The sequence below is a fragment of the Bradyrhizobium sp. ERR14 genome, assembly GCF_014198235.1.
GTDB lineage: Bacteria > Pseudomonadota > Alphaproteobacteria > Rhizobiales > Xanthobacteraceae > Bradyrhizobium.
On the sequence record NZ_JACIHD010000001.1, the window covers coordinates 15426 to 29678 of the forward strand.

At 65.0% G+C, this 14253-nt stretch carries 12 protein-coding genes; 8 read left to right on the top strand and 4 right to left on the bottom strand.

Features of this window, described 5'->3' with window-relative positions; all coding sequences use genetic code 11:
* Nucleotides 1-185 precede the first annotated feature (185 nt).
* From GGD62_RS00085 to GGD62_RS00095, 3 genes are read left to right on the top strand one after another with little or no spacing between them, the layout of a single operon-like run.
* The gene (locus GGD62_RS00085) at nucleotides 186-422 is read left to right on the top strand and encodes a hypothetical protein (RefSeq protein WP_246799959.1); all 237 of its coding nucleotides are present in this window, start codon (nucleotides 186-188) and stop codon (nucleotides 420-422) included.
* Nucleotides 349-594, top strand: a complete 246-nt coding sequence (locus GGD62_RS00090) for a hypothetical protein (protein ID WP_246799960.1) — start codon at nucleotides 349-351, stop codon at nucleotides 592-594. The genes GGD62_RS00085 and GGD62_RS00090 overlap by 74 nt, the downstream gene beginning before the upstream one ends.
* A gap of 14 nt (nucleotides 595-608) precedes the next feature.
* A complete protein-coding gene (locus GGD62_RS00095) occupies nucleotides 609-1337 on the top strand; it encodes a sulfite exporter TauE/SafE family protein (protein ID WP_018319795.1) in 729 nt (242 codons plus the stop codon).
* On the opposite strand, the gene GGD62_RS00100 is transcribed toward GGD62_RS00095, so the two are convergent.
* Both GGD62_RS00100 and GGD62_RS00105 read right to left on the bottom strand, forming a co-directional pair.
* Nucleotides 1334-4534 (bottom strand): efflux RND transporter permease subunit, encoded by a 3201-nt coding sequence (locus GGD62_RS00100; protein ID WP_183706763.1) that lies wholly within the window; start codon nucleotides 4532-4534, stop codon nucleotides 1334-1336. The two genes, GGD62_RS00095 and GGD62_RS00100, sit on opposite strands and share 4 nt — an antisense overlap.
* Before the next feature lie 165 nt (nucleotides 4535-4699).
* The gene (locus tag GGD62_RS00105; protein ID WP_183706764.1) at nucleotides 4700-5944 is read right to left on the bottom strand and encodes an efflux RND transporter periplasmic adaptor subunit; all 1245 of its coding nucleotides are present in this window, start codon (nucleotides 5942-5944) and stop codon (nucleotides 4700-4702) included.
* A 198-nt stretch (nucleotides 5945-6142) separates the two neighbouring features.
* On the opposite strand from GGD62_RS00105, the gene GGD62_RS00110 reads away from it, so the two are divergent.
* Nucleotides 6143-6748 carry a TetR/AcrR family transcriptional regulator gene (locus GGD62_RS00110; protein WP_028145193.1) on the top strand — a complete coding sequence of 202 codons (606 nt, stop codon included), beginning with the start codon at nucleotides 6143-6145 and terminating at the stop codon, nucleotides 6746-6748.
* Between the two features lie 33 nt (nucleotides 6749-6781).
* On the opposite strand, the gene GGD62_RS00115 is transcribed toward GGD62_RS00110, so the two are convergent.
* A complete protein-coding gene (locus tag GGD62_RS00115) occupies nucleotides 6782-8263 on the bottom strand; it encodes an amidase (protein ID WP_183237278.1) in 1482 nt (493 codons plus the stop codon).
* A 522-nt stretch (nucleotides 8264-8785) separates the two neighbouring features.
* Here GGD62_RS00115 and GGD62_RS00120 point away from each other — a divergent pair.
* The 4 genes from GGD62_RS00120 to rnz are packed head-to-tail and all read left to right on the top strand — an operon-like array spanning nucleotide 8786 to nucleotide 13372.
* Nucleotides 8786-10003: a multidrug effflux MFS transporter gene (locus GGD62_RS00120; RefSeq protein ID WP_183706765.1), complete on the top strand. Its 1218-nt coding sequence runs from the start codon at nucleotides 8786-8788 to the stop codon at nucleotides 10001-10003.
* Between the two features lie 15 nt (nucleotides 10004-10018).
* Nucleotides 10019-11416, top strand: a complete 1398-nt coding sequence (gene guaD, locus GGD62_RS00125; protein WP_183706766.1) for a guanine deaminase — start codon at nucleotides 10019-10021, stop codon at nucleotides 11414-11416.
* A 14-nt stretch (nucleotides 11417-11430) separates the two neighbouring features.
* Nucleotides 11431-12414, top strand: coding sequence for an antibiotic biosynthesis monooxygenase (locus GGD62_RS00130; protein WP_183707540.1), 984 nt, complete (start codon nucleotides 11431-11433; stop codon nucleotides 12412-12414).
* 52 nt (nucleotides 12415-12466) lie between these two features.
* A complete protein-coding gene (rnz, locus tag GGD62_RS00135) occupies nucleotides 12467-13372 on the top strand; it encodes a ribonuclease Z (protein WP_183706767.1) in 906 nt (301 codons plus the stop codon).
* Nucleotides 13373-13413: 41 nt separating this feature from the next.
* On the opposite strand, the gene GGD62_RS00140 is transcribed toward rnz, so the two are convergent.
* A complete protein-coding gene (locus GGD62_RS00140; RefSeq protein ID WP_018319804.1) occupies nucleotides 13414-14145 on the bottom strand; it encodes a DUF3750 domain-containing protein in 732 nt (243 codons plus the stop codon).
* Between the last annotated feature and the right edge of the window lie 108 nt (nucleotides 14146-14253).

The following is a 14253-nucleotide window of genomic DNA, read 5'->3' on the forward strand; positions in this document are numbered from 1 at the left end:
AGTTATCGCGCGTCATTCGATCGAATGACGCGTTTTTTTGCGTTTCCTTCTACAGACGCGTCACACGATTTCTTGTTCGACGTATCAGACTTCTTTGTGAAGCAACTCACAGCAGGCTGGGGTGAATCTCACCATTCTCGCGCACAGGTTGAGAGGAGGTCGTCATGCGAAGGACGTCACTTGCGATGGCCGACAGGTTCCGCGACATCGTCGCTCACGTCGGCGCCGTTTTCCGTGAGCAGCGCAAGATCGACGCGCAACGCGCATTGCAACGCTATCACCACTTGCTGTCCCAGCCCGGCGAAACATTGCCTTTGAACGAAATCATTCCGGTCAGCAAGCAAGAGGATGTTCCAGGAAATGCCCACGGATCTGATGCGCGCGAGCGCGCCGCCGGCGAGCCCGCCTACGAGCGCGCGTAATTTCAACATCGTCGCGATTGCGCTGACCGGGGCGCTCGTCACCCTTCAACTGGTCGGGCTGGCGCTTCTGGAACGATCCCGCGCCCATGCGATGCAAATGTCGTTTCCGCGCGAGGCGGCCGCCTGCACCGAGAACCCGGATGCTGTCGTTCCGCAGATCCCCTATGATTGACCGGAGGACGGTCCGTGCCTGACGTCACGACTCTGATTCTGCTTAGCGTTGCCGTATTCGCCGGCGCCTTCGTATCAGGACTCTCGGGTTTCGCGTTTTCGGCCGTCGCAGGCGCGATCCTGCTGCGGGTGTTTCAGCCGCTCGAAGCCGTGCCGCTGATGATGGCGTGCAGCATCGGCGTGCAGGCGACCAATCTGTGGGCGCTCCGGCGCAGCATCCGCTGGGAAGGCAGTCTGCTGCTGATCGTCGGCGGATTGATCGGTGTGCCCATCGCGGTGTCGCTGTTGCAGAGCGCGGATACGCATCTGCTCAGGCGCGGCTTCGGCATCATCGTCGCGCTCTATGCGGCCTATATGCTGCTGCGGCCGACGCTGGTGACGGCAGGCGAGGCGGTCGGCCGGCACTGGGTGGCGCTGATCGGATTTGGGGGAGGGCTCGTCGGCGGACTCACCGCGATGCCGGGCGCGATCCCGACGATCTGGTGCGACATGCGCGGCATGCCCAAGAGCGAGCAGCGCGGCCTGGTGCAGCCCTTCATCGCGGCAATGCAGCTGTTTGCCATCGCACTGTTGGTCGGGCATCAGGACCTGTCGTCGAAGGTCTTCGTCGACCTTGCCGTCAGCCTGCCGGCGTTGTTCGCCGGCTCGGCGCTCGGCGTGATCGCTTTCCACCGGGTCAACGAGACGGTCTTTCGCAAGACCGTGCTCGTTCTGTTGCTCGTGTCGGGGATATCCCTGATCTAGTGTCCTTGGACTTCGTGAAGTCCCTGGACCGGCGCCGCGCTGATGTCGCTGCCGTGATGCACCAGCGGCTTGTTACCGGTCACGGTCCGCAGCAGCACATAGAACACCGGCGTCAGGAACAGGCCGAAAACGGTGACGCCGATCATGCCGGAGAACACGGCCACGCCCATGGCTCGCCGCATCTCCGAGCCCGCGCCGGTCGACAGCACCAGCGGCAGCACGCCCATGATGAAGGCCATCGACGTCATCAGGATCGGGCGAAGCCTTAAGCGGCTCGCCTCGATCGCGGCGCGGATCGGCGTGCGCCCGGCGAATTCGAGCTCACGCGCGAACTCGACGATCAGGATCGCGTTCTTGGCCGAGAGTCCCACGAGAACGATCAGGCCGATCTGGGTGAAGACGTTGTTGTCGCCCTTGGAGATCCAGACGCCGAACATGGCGGCAAGCAGGCCCATCGGCACGATCATGATGATCGAAAGCGGCAGGGTCAGGCTCTCGTAGAGCGCGGCCAGCACCAGGAACACCAGCAGGATCGCCAGCGGAAACACCCAGAGACCGGAATTGCCCGCGATGAACTCCTGATAGGTCAGGTCGGTCCACTCGAAGGCAAAGCCGGGTGGCAACGTCTCCGCCGCGATCCGGGTTGCCGCCTCCTGCGCCTGGCCCGACGAGAAGCCGGGCGCGGCGGCGGCGTTGATGTCGGACGACAGGAATCCGTTGTAGCGGATCGCACGCTCCGGTCCCGCGCTCTGGCGGATATTGAGCAGCGCCGACAACGGCACCATGTCGCCCGAGGACGAGCGCACCTTCAACTGCCTGATGTCGTCGGCGCGTGCACGGAACGGCGCGTCGGCCTGCACATAGACCGAATAGGTGCGGCCGAACTTGTTGAAGTCGTTGACGTAGTAGGATCCGAGATAAATCTGGAGCGTGTTGAAGACTTCAGTGACGGGCACGCCAAGCTGCAGCGCCTTGGTGCGGTCGATGTCGGCGAAAAGCTGGGGCACGTTGACTTGGAAGCTCGAGAACACGCCCGCGATCTCCGGCGCCTTCTGCATCGCCGCCATGAACGCTTTCGTCGCTTCGTTCAGCGCCTCATAGCCGAGGCCGGCGCGGTCCTCGATCTGGAGCTTGAAGCCGCCGATGGTGCCGAGGCCGTTGACCGGCGGCGGCGGGAACATGGCGATGAAGGCCTCCTGGATGCCGGCATATTTCTTGTTCAGGTCGGCCGCGATGGCATTCCCGCTCAGGGCCGGGCCCTTGCGCTCGTCGAATGGCTTCAGCGTCGAGAACACGATGCCGGCATTGGACGAGTTGGTGAATCCGGAGATCGACAGGCCGGGGAAGGCCACGGAGCTCTCGACGCCAGGCTGGGTCAGCGCGACGTCGCTCATCTTGCGGATGACCTCTTCGGTGCGGTCGAGCGTTGCGCCATCGGGCAGGCGCGCAAAGCCGACCAGATATTGCTTGTCCTGGCCCGGCACGAAGCCGCTCGGCACCTGCTGGAACAAGAGGGCGGTGAGGCCGACCAGGACCACGTAGAGCCCCATCACCGCGGCCTTGCCCGAGATCACCTTGGTGACGGTGCCGCTGTAATTGTCCGAGGAGCGCGTGAAGGCCTTGTTGAAGCCGCGGAAGAACCAGCCAAGGCTCTTTTCCATGATAAGCGTCAGCCGGTCCTTCGGCTCGTTGTGGCCCTTGAGCAGCAGCGCCGACAGCGCCGGCGACAGTGTCAGCGAGTTGACCGCCGAGATCACGGTCGAGATCGCGATTGTCAGTGCGAACTGCTTGTAGAACTGCCCGGTGAGGCCGGAGATGAACGCCAGCGGCACGAACACCGCGATCAGCACCATGGCGATGGCGATGATCGGGCCCGACACCTCGCGCATCGCCTGATAGGTGGCGTCGCGCGGCGACAGCCCGGCTTCGATGTTGCGCTCGACATTCTCGACCACGACGATGGCGTCGTCGACGACGATGCCGATCGCGAGCACGAGACCGAACAGGCTAAGCGCGTTGATGGAGAAGCCGAACACGTGCATCACCGCGAACGTGCCGACGATCGACACCGGCACGGCCAGCAGCGGGATAATCGAGGCCCGCCAGGTCTGGAGGAACAGGATCACCACCAGCACCACCAGCGCGATCGCTTCGAGCAGCGTGTGGATGACGGCCTCGATCGAGGAGCGTACGAACTGGGTGGGGTCGTAGACGATCTGGTAGGACACGCCTTCCGGCATGTTCTTCTTGATCTCGGCCATGGTGGCGCGGACGTTGTCGGAAATCTGCAGCGCATTGGAGCCCGGCGCCTGGAAGATCGGAATCGCGACCGCCTGCTTGTTGTCGAGCAGCGAGCGCAGGCCATATTGCGAGGCTCCGAGCTCGATCCGCGCGACGTCGCGCAGCCGAACGACCTCGCCGCGCGTGCCGGTCTTGACCACGATGTCGCCGAACTGCTCTTCGCTGGACAGCCGGCCTTCCGCATTGACGGACAGTTGCAGGTCGATGCCCTGCACGTTCGGGGAGGAGCCGACGACTCCGGCGGCGGCCTCGACGTTCTGCGCCTGGATCGATTTGACGATGTCGCTCGCAGTCAGGCCGTGCTCGGCCGCCTTCTGCGGATCGACCCAGACCCGCATCGAATAGTCGCCGGCGCCGTAGAGCTGGACGTCGCCGACGCCGTCGATCCGCGCCAGCCGGTCCTTGACGTTGAGCACCGCGTAGTTGCGCAAGTACGTCATGTCGTAGCGGCCGTTTGGTGACAACAGATGCACGACCATGGTGAGGTCGGGCGAGGACTTCTTGGTGACGATGCCGAGCTGGCGCACCACGGCCGGGAGGCGCGGCTCGGCCTGCTGCACGCGGTTCTGCACCAGCTGTGTCGCCTTGTCGGGGTCGGTGCCGAGCCGGAACGTCACCGTCAGCGTCATCGCGCCGTCGGTGGTCGCCTGGCTCGACATGTAGAGCATGTTCTCGACGCCGTTGATCTGCTCCTCGATCGGGGTCGCGACCGTCTCCGCGATCACCTTGGGATTGGCGCCGGGATAGGTGGCGCGCACCAGGACCGATGGCGGCACCACGTCCGGATATTCCGAGATCGGCATTGCGAACAGCGAGATCAGGCCGGCAAGGAAAATCAGGACCGACAGCACGCCGGCAAAAATCGGACGATCGATGAAGAACTTTGAGAGATTCATGGCTTTGCCCTGGGCAATATCCTGCGTGTCTCCGCCAACTCATCCCGTCATTCCGGGGCGCGCACTCAGCGCGCGAACCCGGAATTCGGAGGTGAGATGGATCGGAGTTTCCAAACTGCTGGATTCCGGGTTCGCGCTACGCGCGCCGCGGGATGACGGAAAACATTAGCGTTGCACCACGTCTTGGTTGCTGTGGTTCGATGCCTGTTGCGGTCCACGCGCGCCCATCGCTGCGACCTCCGTCTTGAGGAGGGCGCCGGGACGCACGCGCTGCAGGCCGTTGACGACGATACGATCGCCGGACTTCAGGCCCGAGGTGACGATGCGAAGCCCGTCGACGGCGCTGCCGAGCGTGATCGGACGGTAGACCGCGCGGCTGTCGTCGCCGACCGCCATCACGAACTTCTTGTCCTGATCGGTGCCGATCGCGCGCTCATCGATCATGACCAGCGTCTGCTGCTTCGGCTGGCCCATGCGCACGCGGGCGAACTGGCCGGGGATCAGACGCCCGTCCTCGTTCCGGAACACCGCGCGCACCCGGATGGTGCCGCTCTGGCCGTTGACCTGGTTGTCGATGAGCTGGATGTGGCCTTTCGCCGAGAGGCCGCCGGAGGTCGCCATCTCCACGGGGATCTGGTCGAGCTTGCCGCGTCCGCCCTTGGCGTCCGCGATCGAGTTCAGCGCACGCAGCACGACCTCTTCGTCCGCATCGAACGACGCATAGATCGGATTGACCGAGACCAGCGAGGTCAGCACCGGGGAGGCGGTGCCGGCAGCGACGAGATTGCCGACGGTGATCTCGATCTTGCCGACGCGGCCGTCCACGGGCGCGCGCACCTCGGTGTAGTCGAGATTGAGCTTTGCGGTCTGGAGCGTTGCCTCGGCCGCCTTCACGCTGGCGATCGCTTCGCGGTTGGCGTTCTCGCGCTGGTCGAAATCGCGGCGTGTCACGACGGCGTTGCCGACCAGCTGCGCGCCGCGTTCGACCTCGCTGGTGGTGAACACCACGCGCGCCTTTGCGGCCTCGAGTTGGGCGTTGGCCTTGTCGACCTCGGCGGCGTAAGGCGCCGGATCGATCTTGAACAGCACGTCGCCAGCCTTAACCAGCGCGCCTTCGGTGAAGTTGGTGGAAAGGATCGCACCGGCAACGCGCGGGCGAAGCTCGACACGGTTGATGGCTTCCAACCGGCCGGAGAAGTCGTCCCACAGCGCCGTCTGCCGCGGCTCGATCATGGCGACGGTGACGGGCACCGCCTGTTCAGCCGCGGCGGCGGTTGCGGTTGCCTGGGCGGAACGAAGATAGTGGCCGGTCGCGATCGTACCGGCTACGGCGAGGGCGCCCACGATGGCGACGCCGCCAAGAAGGCGGCCAAGGCGGCCGGCGCGGGAGGTATTTTGGGAGGGGGGCATTTGCGCGCTCCAGATATGTAGTGTTCACTACAGATGTGGAGCTGGATGTCGCGGTGCAAGATACTTATGTACCATTCACTAAGAAAAATGTACGTCAATACCGCGACGATTGGAAGACACAAGAAAAAGAAAGCCAGAACAAATAGATAGGACCGGCGTTAAGCTGACACAGGCCGCCGATTCCGAGGAGACAGGCACATGCGCATGGGACGCCCCCGCGAATTCAACGCCGAAACGGCGTTGGACCAGGCGATGGAAGTGTTTTGGCGCCATGGCTATGAGGGCGCCACGATCGCGCAGCTGACCGAGGCCATGGGCATCAATCCGCCGAGCCTCTACGCCTGTTTCGGCAACAAGGAAGGTCTGCTGAAGGCTGCGCTCGACCGCTACACCAAGCTGCGCGGCGTCTGGATGGACGAGGTGGTGGCCGCATCCACCGCCCGCGACGTCGCCGAACGGATGCTGATGGGCATCGCCGAGAAGCAGACCGATCCCGCCAATCCGCCCGGCTGCCTGCTCGTGCAGGGCGGCATCGCCTGCGGCACCGGCTCCGAAAACGTCCCCTTCGAGCTCGCCGCCCGCCGCGCCCAGAACGAGGACCAGCTCCGCGACCGCTTTGTCCGTGCCAAGGCCGATGGCGATCTCAAGGAGAGCGCCGATCCCGCCGCGCTCGCGCGCTACGTCTCGGCCGTCGCGGTCGGCATGGGCGTGATGGCATCCTCGGGCGCAGATCGCGAAGCGCTGCGGCAGGTGGCGAGCGTCGCCGTGCAGGCGGTCGAGGCGCAGTCGGCCGACCGAACGTGATGGCCGTAAGCGCCGCCCGCGTCATCCCGCAGCTTATGCAGACAGCGCCGGCGGCGGCACGAAGCCGCCGAACTCGCGTTCGATCAGGTCGGCCAGCGCGATCGTCGTACGATCCTCCAGATAGGGCCCGATGATCTGGACGCCGACCGGCAGGCCCGACGACGTACGCTCGATCGGAACGGCGGTCGCAGGTAACCCGCAGGTGGACGCGGGGTCGGCCCAGATGAAGCACGCATCGGAGTAATTATAGAGCTTGCCATCGATGTCGAGCTGCCGTGCGTCGAACGGTTCGGAATGGTCATGCGGAAAGGCCGGCACGGCGGCGGCCGGGTAGATCACGGCGTCGAACTCACGGAATAGCTGCTGCCACCGTCGTTGCAGCTGCAAGCGCGCCGCATCGGTCGCAAGCCATTCGCGATGGATCATGCCCCAGCCGCGGGCGCGCTCGGCCTGCAGGCTGCGGTCGTCGGGGGAGAGTGCGGCGGCAGCTTCTTGCGCCTCGGCGAGGGCGGCCGGTGTCAGGCGCGGGCTTCGCGCGGCGTTGAGCAGCTTCATGTAGAGCCGCGCAGACTCGGCGAGATCGGGCAGCAGCGTGCTCGAGCGCGCCACCTGTGCGCCCGATCTGCCGAACCGCTCGGCCAATCGTCCAATGGCTGAACGCACGGCCTCGCCCGTCGGCATCAACGGGTGCGTGTCGACCACGAGGATCCTGAAATCCCCAAGATGATCATGGCGCGGGGCGGGCAGCGCAAGCCGATAGCCGATCCCGTCGCGCGTCTCGTCCGGGCCGGCGATCACGTCGAGCGCCAGTGCAAGGTCCGAAGCTGTACGCGCCATTGGCCCAACGACCGCGAGGTCGCCCTGGCTGGGGACGGGCGGTGCCGGCGGCAGGCCGTATCCGCGGAGCGGGACCAGGCCGAGGCTCGGCTTGTGGCCGAACACGCCGCAGAAATGCGAGGGGACCCGGATCGAGCCGCCGATATCCGACCCGATCGAGAGTGGACCGAAGCCTGCGGCCAGCGCCGCGCCGCATCCGCCGGAGGAGCCGCCGGGCGACCGGCCGAGGTCCCACGGGTTGTTAGTCGTCCCGTAGATCTCGTTGTAGCTCTGGAAATCCCTGAGGCCGATCGGAATGTTGGTCTTGCCGATGACGATGGCGCCGGCCGCCTTCAACCGCGAGACGACGAGGGCATCCTCTGCCGGCTGGAAATCCCTGAAATGCGGAAAGCCCCAATTCGTCGGCAGGCCCGCGACGTTGAAGGGCTCTTTCAAGGTCACGGGGATGCCGAGCAATGGCCGTTGCTCGCCGCCGCCAAGCGCGGCATCGGCGGCGCGCGCCGCCGCTCTCGCGCGGTCGAAATCGCGCACGATGACCGCGTTGATCCGCCCGTCCAGTTCCTCGATGCGCGCGATGGTGTGCTCGAGCAATTCCGACGCAGATATCTTGCGGGCGTGCAGGGCGCTCGCCAGTGCTCTGATCGAGCCGTAGTTCAAGTCAGCAGCATCTGCGGTCATCACGAACTCCAATGTATCTCATCGCGGTGTCGACGCTACCCCGCTGCAGATCGCTCGGGGCACCGAACATGCGATTTTGAAAGGGGGATGAGGAGGCGGCGCAACGGACATCAGATCTGCTTGCCGGGGGCACCGATGCGGAGGCTGGGCTTCGAAGCAGCTATGCCTTCCGACCCGTTAACGGACCGGCGCGCTGGCGGGATTCGCAATCGGCCATCAGGCGAGTCAGCGCCTTCTTTGCCCGACGTGTCAAACGTCCGCGGCGGCAGGCCTTGGCGGCGTGCGGCGCGAAATTCTTCAATGATTTGTACTTTGCATGGGGTTGTTTTCGCGTTTTTTGTTTGGGCGTCCCCCGGGCCAGGGCATCAGCCGTCAAAGGCCGTATCGATACGGGCGCTCCTAAGAATTCTTACACACAGTTCTGGCACGCTCCCGCGCGTCAAAGTTCCCGCAACCTGCATCGTCGCGTCTCATTGCGCGCACGAAAAGATGGGGCCCGCGGAGATCAAAGGGGCGTTGCTCATGACCGCATTTGCTTCGGACGCCGGTTGCGCGAAGCGGGGGATCGTGCCGATCCTGCTGTGCGTCGTGCCGTTCAGCCAAATTCCGCTCGATGCCTATACGCCCGGCCTGCCGCAGATGGTGGTGGATCTCGCCGCCGATCCCGCCTCGATGCAGAACACCGTCACCGCCTACATGCTCGGCATGAGTCTGGCGCTGGTGCCGGTCGGCATCGCCTCCGACACGCTGGGCCGCCGCAACGTCCTCCTCGCGGGCCTTTCGGTGCTGATCGCGATGAGCATCGCCTGCGCGCTAGCCACCAGCGCCTCGCTGCTGCTCGGCTTGCGTTTCCTGCAAGGGATCGGCGGCTGCACCTGCCTTGTCGTGGCCTATGCGGTTGCGGCCGATTGCTATCGCGGCCGTGAGCTCACGGCGATCTCCGGCCTGCTGGGCGCTGCCTGGGGACTCGCGCCGGTGCTTGCGCCCGCGGCCGGCGGCTTCATCGTCGAGCTGACGTCATGGCGTGGTGTCTTCGTCATCATTGCGATCGCCGCGGCCATCGTCGCTGCGATCGTCGTGTTTCTTCTGCCCGAGACATTGCCGGCCGAGCGGCGCGCGCCGTTCGATCCGCGCCGCACCGCCGGCATCTTGCGCGAGGCGGTGGTCCGCCCGGGCTTCCTGGCTTTCGTGCTGGTGTTCGCTGCGGCCGCGAGCGCGCAGCTGGCATTCGGCGTCGTCGCACCGTTCTTCTACCAGACCGGCCTCGGTTACTCGGCGGCGATCTACGGCCTCGTCGCGCTCGGCCTCGGCGGGGTCAACCTCGCCGGCGAGCTCGGCTGCGCGCATTTTGCGCGCGTCATGCCGGCCCGCATGCTGGGCTTCGGCGCCTTCGCGCTGTTTCTCGCAGGCTCCGCGGTGCTGACCGTGACAGGCATGGTCGTCGGTCTCGATTTCGCGTCGATCACGATCGGCGGCGCGCTGGTGCTCGGCGGCTGCGGCGTGCTGTGTCCGATGATGTACGGCATGGCGCTCGGCCTGTTCGAACGCGACCACGGCCTGATCGGCGGCCTCATCAGCGCGCTCTGCTATCTCGCCGTGAGCGGCGCCATGGCGATCGCGGCGGTGTTGCCTGAAGCAACGCAGGCGCCGATCGGATGGCTCTATCTCGGCCTCTGCGCCATCGCGGGCACGCTGCTCGCGATCTCCTTGCCGTCAGTGCGCCAAGCTACACAGTCTTAAGGAAGGGACCCAATCATGACCACGGTCGGTATTCGCGGCACGTTCTTCGACTTCGTCGACGATCCCTGGAAGCACGTCGGCAACGAGCAGGCCGCCGCGCGCTTTCATCAGGACGGCCTCATGATCGTCACTGACGGCGTCATCAAGGCGTTCGGTCCTTACGAGACGATCGCCGCCCGCCATCCGGGCGTTGAGATCACCCGTATCAAGGACCGCATCATCGTCCCCGGCTTCATCGACGGCCACATCCATCTGCCGCAGACCCGCGTGCTCGGGGCCTATGGCGAGCAGCTGTTGCCGTGGCTGCAGAAATGGGTCTATCCGGAAGAGCTCAAATACCGGGATCGCAACTACGCGCGCGAGGGCGTCAAGCGTTTCCTCGACGCGCTGCTGGCCTCCGGCACCACCACCTGCCAGGCCTTCACGAGCTCCTCGCCAGTTTCAACCGAGGAGTTGTTCGAGGAAGCGGCCCGCCGCAACATGCGCGTGATCGCGGGCCTCACCGGCATCGATCGCAACGCGCCGGCGGACTTCATTGATACCCCGGAGAACTTCTATCGCGACAGCAAGCGGCTGATCGCAGAGTATCACAACAAGGGCCGTAACCTCTACGCTATCACGCCGCGCTTCGCCTTCGGCGCCTCGCCGGAATTGCTCAAGGCGTGCCAGCGCCTTAAGCACGAGCATCCGGATTGCTGGGTCAACACCCACATCTCCGAGAATCCGGCTGAATGCAGTGGCGTGCTGGTCGAGCACCCGGACTGCCAGGACTATCTTGGCGTCTACGAGAAGTTCGACCTTGTCGGGCCGAAGTTCTCAGGCGGTCACGGCGTCTATCTCTCGAACAACGAATTCCGGCGCATGTCGAAGAAGGGCGCGGCGGTGGTGTTCTGCCCGTGCTCTAACTTGTTCCTCGGCAGTGGCCTGTTCCGCCTCGGCCGCGCCACTGATCCGGAGCATCGCGTGAAGATGTCGTTCGGCACCGATGTCGGCGGCGGCAATCGCTTCTCGATGATCTCCGTACTCGACGACGCCTACAAGGTCGGCATGTGCAACAACACGCTGCTCGACGGCAGCATCGATCCCACGCGGAAGGACCTTGCGGAGGCCGAGCGCAACAAGCTCTCGCCCTATCGCGGTTTCTGGTCGATCACGCTCGGCGGCGCCGAGGGCCTCTACATCGACGACAAGCTCGGCAATTTCGAGCCCGGCAAGGAAGCTGATTTCGTCGCGCTTGATCCGAACGGCGGGCAGATCGCCCAAGCGTGGCATCAATCGCTGATCGCCGAGGGCGCCGGCCCGCGCACGATGGACGAGGCCGCGAGCATGCTGTTCGCGGTGATGATGGTCGGCGACGATCGCTGCGTCGACGAGACCTGGGTGATGGGCAAGCGGCTCTACAAGAAGAGCTGAAGCGGACCGCGATGATGAGCACGTCTCCGGATACAGCCGGCAAGCCGGTCGCCGTCGTCATCCAGCGCCGCATCGCTGATGACGGCTTTGCCGCGTTCGCGCGGTGGAACGGCGAGGTGGGCGAGGCGCTCAAGGCCTGGCCCGGTTTCCTGGGGCAGGACGTGGTGCCGCCGCAGCCGCCGGCGCATGTCGACTGGGTGACGATCCTGCGCTTCGCCAGCCCGGCCGCCGCGCGCGCCTGGCTCCAGAGCGAGGTGCGAGCGAAGCTGATCGGAGAGGTGCAGCGCTTCTTCGTCGGTTCGGAGGATGTTCATATCCTGCCCGACACCGGCGTCCAGCGCGACAGCGCGGTGTCGGCCGTCATCTCCTTCAAGGTGCCGGATGGACTCGAGGACGCGTTTCTGAAATGGCAGCAGCGCATCCAGGCTGCCGAGGCCGAGTTCAAGGGGTTCTTGCGCCACAAGATCGAGCGGCCGATTCCGGGCTTGCGCGACGAATGGATCGTCATCCTGTCGTTCGACAGCGATGCCAACCTCAATGCGTGGCTGGGCTCGCCCGTCCGGCAGACCCTGCTGAAGGAGGGCGAGCGCTTCAACGCCGGCATGAACGTGAAGCGCGCGAGCTACGGCTTCAATTTCTGGTTCCCGGCCGGCAAGAGGGGGGCTCCCGAGCAGGGCCCGGCCCTGATCTGGAAGAGCAACCTCATCGTCCTCCTGGTGCTCTATCCCGTGGTCTATCTCTGGGGCACTTTCATCAGCCGGCCGCTGATCGACAGTCATGGCGCGCCGATCTGGCTGTCGCTGTTCGTCGGCAATCTCGTCAGCACCCAGTTGCTCGGCTGGTGGCTGGTGCCCGCCGCCTTCAAGGCACTCGACTGGTGGGTCGCGCCGAAGGCCGCGATCAGTCGCCAGATCGCGGGCTACGCACTTCTTGCCGCACTCTACGCCGCGTCGATGGGGCTGTACGCGCTGTTGCTCGCGTGGCATTGGGGACGGTGAGACCGTTCACCGTACCGTCGCGGAGAGGGGCGGTCGCTGGATAGCGACGACCATGTTTGCCCTGACATTCCTCGGCACCTCGGCGAGCGTTCCTTCCGCGGAGCGCAACCATCCGGCCCTGCTGATCGAGGCCGCCGGACAGCGCATGCTGGTCGATTGCGGCGAGGGCACGCAGCGCCAGTTGCTGCGCAGTGGCGCAGGTTTTCGACGGCTCGACCGCATTCTGCTGACGCATGCGCATCTCGATCATGTGCTCGGCATCCCCGGCCTGTTCTCGACGCTGCGCTTGCGGCAGAGCGCCGAGGTGATGATGGTTCATGGCGGTCCAGCGACGCTCGAGACGGTCATCCAGATGCTGGCCGGGTTGTGGGGTGCGGGCAGGGCGCCGCTTCCGGTGGAATTCGCTCCCTTGGCCGCAGGACGGTTCGTCGACGCCGGCGACTTCACCATCGACTGTTTTCCGGTCCGCCATCGCGACACCGACAGTTTTGGATTCGTCTTCCAAAGCCCCGCTCGCCGCCACCTTCAGCCAAATCTGCTGGCGGCGCTGGACGTTCCCGACGGTCCCTTGCGCGGCGAGTTGGCCGCAGGCCGGGCGATCGTGATCGACGGCGATCGAACGATCGATCCGGAATATGTCCTGGGACCGCCGAGCGGCGGCAGGAAACTTGTCGTGATCGGCGACACCGAAACCACCGAGGGGCTGGCGCAACACGTCGTCGACGCCGACATGCTGGTGATCGAGGCAACGTTCCTCGATCGTGACGCCTCGACCGCGCGGGATTACGGCCATCTCACCGCGGCAGAAGCGGCGTCGTTTGCGGCAGCGAGCAATGTGAAGCAGCTCGTGCTGACCCATATGTCGGGACGCTATGAGGACGAAGAGATTCTCGCCGAGGCGGCGAGGATCTTTCCGAACACCCGGATCGCCGCCGACTTCGATCACATCGTGGTCTAGCCGTCGCGACGAAACATCGCCAGTCGCGGTCTCGTCCGGCTCTACAGACCGGCGGCAACACCGAGGCGGCCGATGCCCGGCAGCTTGACGGCGGGCCGGCGGATGTCGAGGCCGAGCACGGCACCGAAGAAGTTGATCTCGAGGCCTTCGACCCAGCCGAGGGTCAGGCCGAGATAGCCGAAGAGCGAGGCATAGAAGCCGGTGCGCGAGGCGGTCAGCCCAATCCATTCCCCGGAATAGGGATAATCCTTGCCGATCGCGGTCGGTGGCAGAACCGCGCGAAGTTCCGGCACGGCATCAAGAGCGGCTTGAACGAAGGTGTTTGAATTCGGTCCCGGCCAGGCGCTGTAGTCGCCGTAGGTTCGAAACTTGTAAGTCTCGATCACAGTCCTAATCCTGGGAATGAGGAGCTCGGCCCGTGACCCATCTACGGCGACGACGGTTTCCGGCAGGGCGCCGAACCACCTTCCATCGGGAGCAAAGCCGTTGCTCCGGATCGGTTCGCCCCACGCGGTGTAGTCGTATCGGCTGTAGCTGGTCGCATCCTTTTCCTTGACGACGATCCACGTGTGGACGGCGAAGATGCTTCGCCACCGGACCGTTCGGGCCGCATAAACCCGGATCAGGGCATCGGGATGGGAAGAAGCCGGCGGCAGCAGGCCTGCGCTGGAACGGTCAGCCGTCTGCCAATTGCCGCGGCCATCTCCAAGCCAATAGTACCGCGCGGCCGATAGGCCGATCGGCACGAACAGGAGCAGGAAGAAAATGAGCACGGCTCTTCGCAAGGGGAAATCGGGTTTCGGAAGGAAGCCTTGACGATATAGGTCGCGAAAGCGTTTTCACAATGATCTTCGAATGCAGATCGTCAGCTGTGACGTCGC

Coding starts and splice junctions, on each gene's coding strand:
- GGD62_RS00100 (WP_183706763.1), bottom strand. CDS start 4,534: ATGAATCTCTCAAAGTTCTTCATCGATCGTCCGATTTTTGCCGGCGTG.
- GGD62_RS00115 (WP_183237278.1), bottom strand. CDS start 8,263: ATGACCGCAGATGCTGCTGACTTGAACTACGGCTCGATCAGAGCACTG.
- GGD62_RS00085 (WP_246799959.1), top strand. CDS start 186: ATGGCCGACAGGTTCCGCGACATCGTCGCTCACGTCGGCGCCGTTTTC.
- GGD62_RS00090 (WP_246799960.1), top strand. CDS start 349: ATGTTCCAGGAAATGCCCACGGATCTGATGCGCGCGAGCGCGCCGCCG.
- rnz (WP_183706767.1), top strand. CDS start 12,467: ATGTTTGCCCTGACATTCCTCGGCACCTCGGCGAGCGTTCCTTCCGCG.
- GGD62_RS00110 (WP_028145193.1), top strand. CDS start 6,143: ATGCGCATGGGACGCCCCCGCGAATTCAACGCCGAAACGGCGTTGGAC.
- GGD62_RS00120 (WP_183706765.1), top strand. CDS start 8,786: ATGACCGCATTTGCTTCGGACGCCGGTTGCGCGAAGCGGGGGATCGTG.
- GGD62_RS00130 (WP_183707540.1), top strand. CDS start 11,431: ATGAGCACGTCTCCGGATACAGCCGGCAAGCCGGTCGCCGTCGTCATC.
- GGD62_RS00105 (WP_183706764.1), bottom strand. CDS start 5,944: ATGCCCCCCTCCCAAAATACCTCCCGCGCCGGCCGCCTTGGCCGCCTT.
- guaD (WP_183706766.1), top strand. CDS start 10,019: ATGACCACGGTCGGTATTCGCGGCACGTTCTTCGACTTCGTCGACGAT.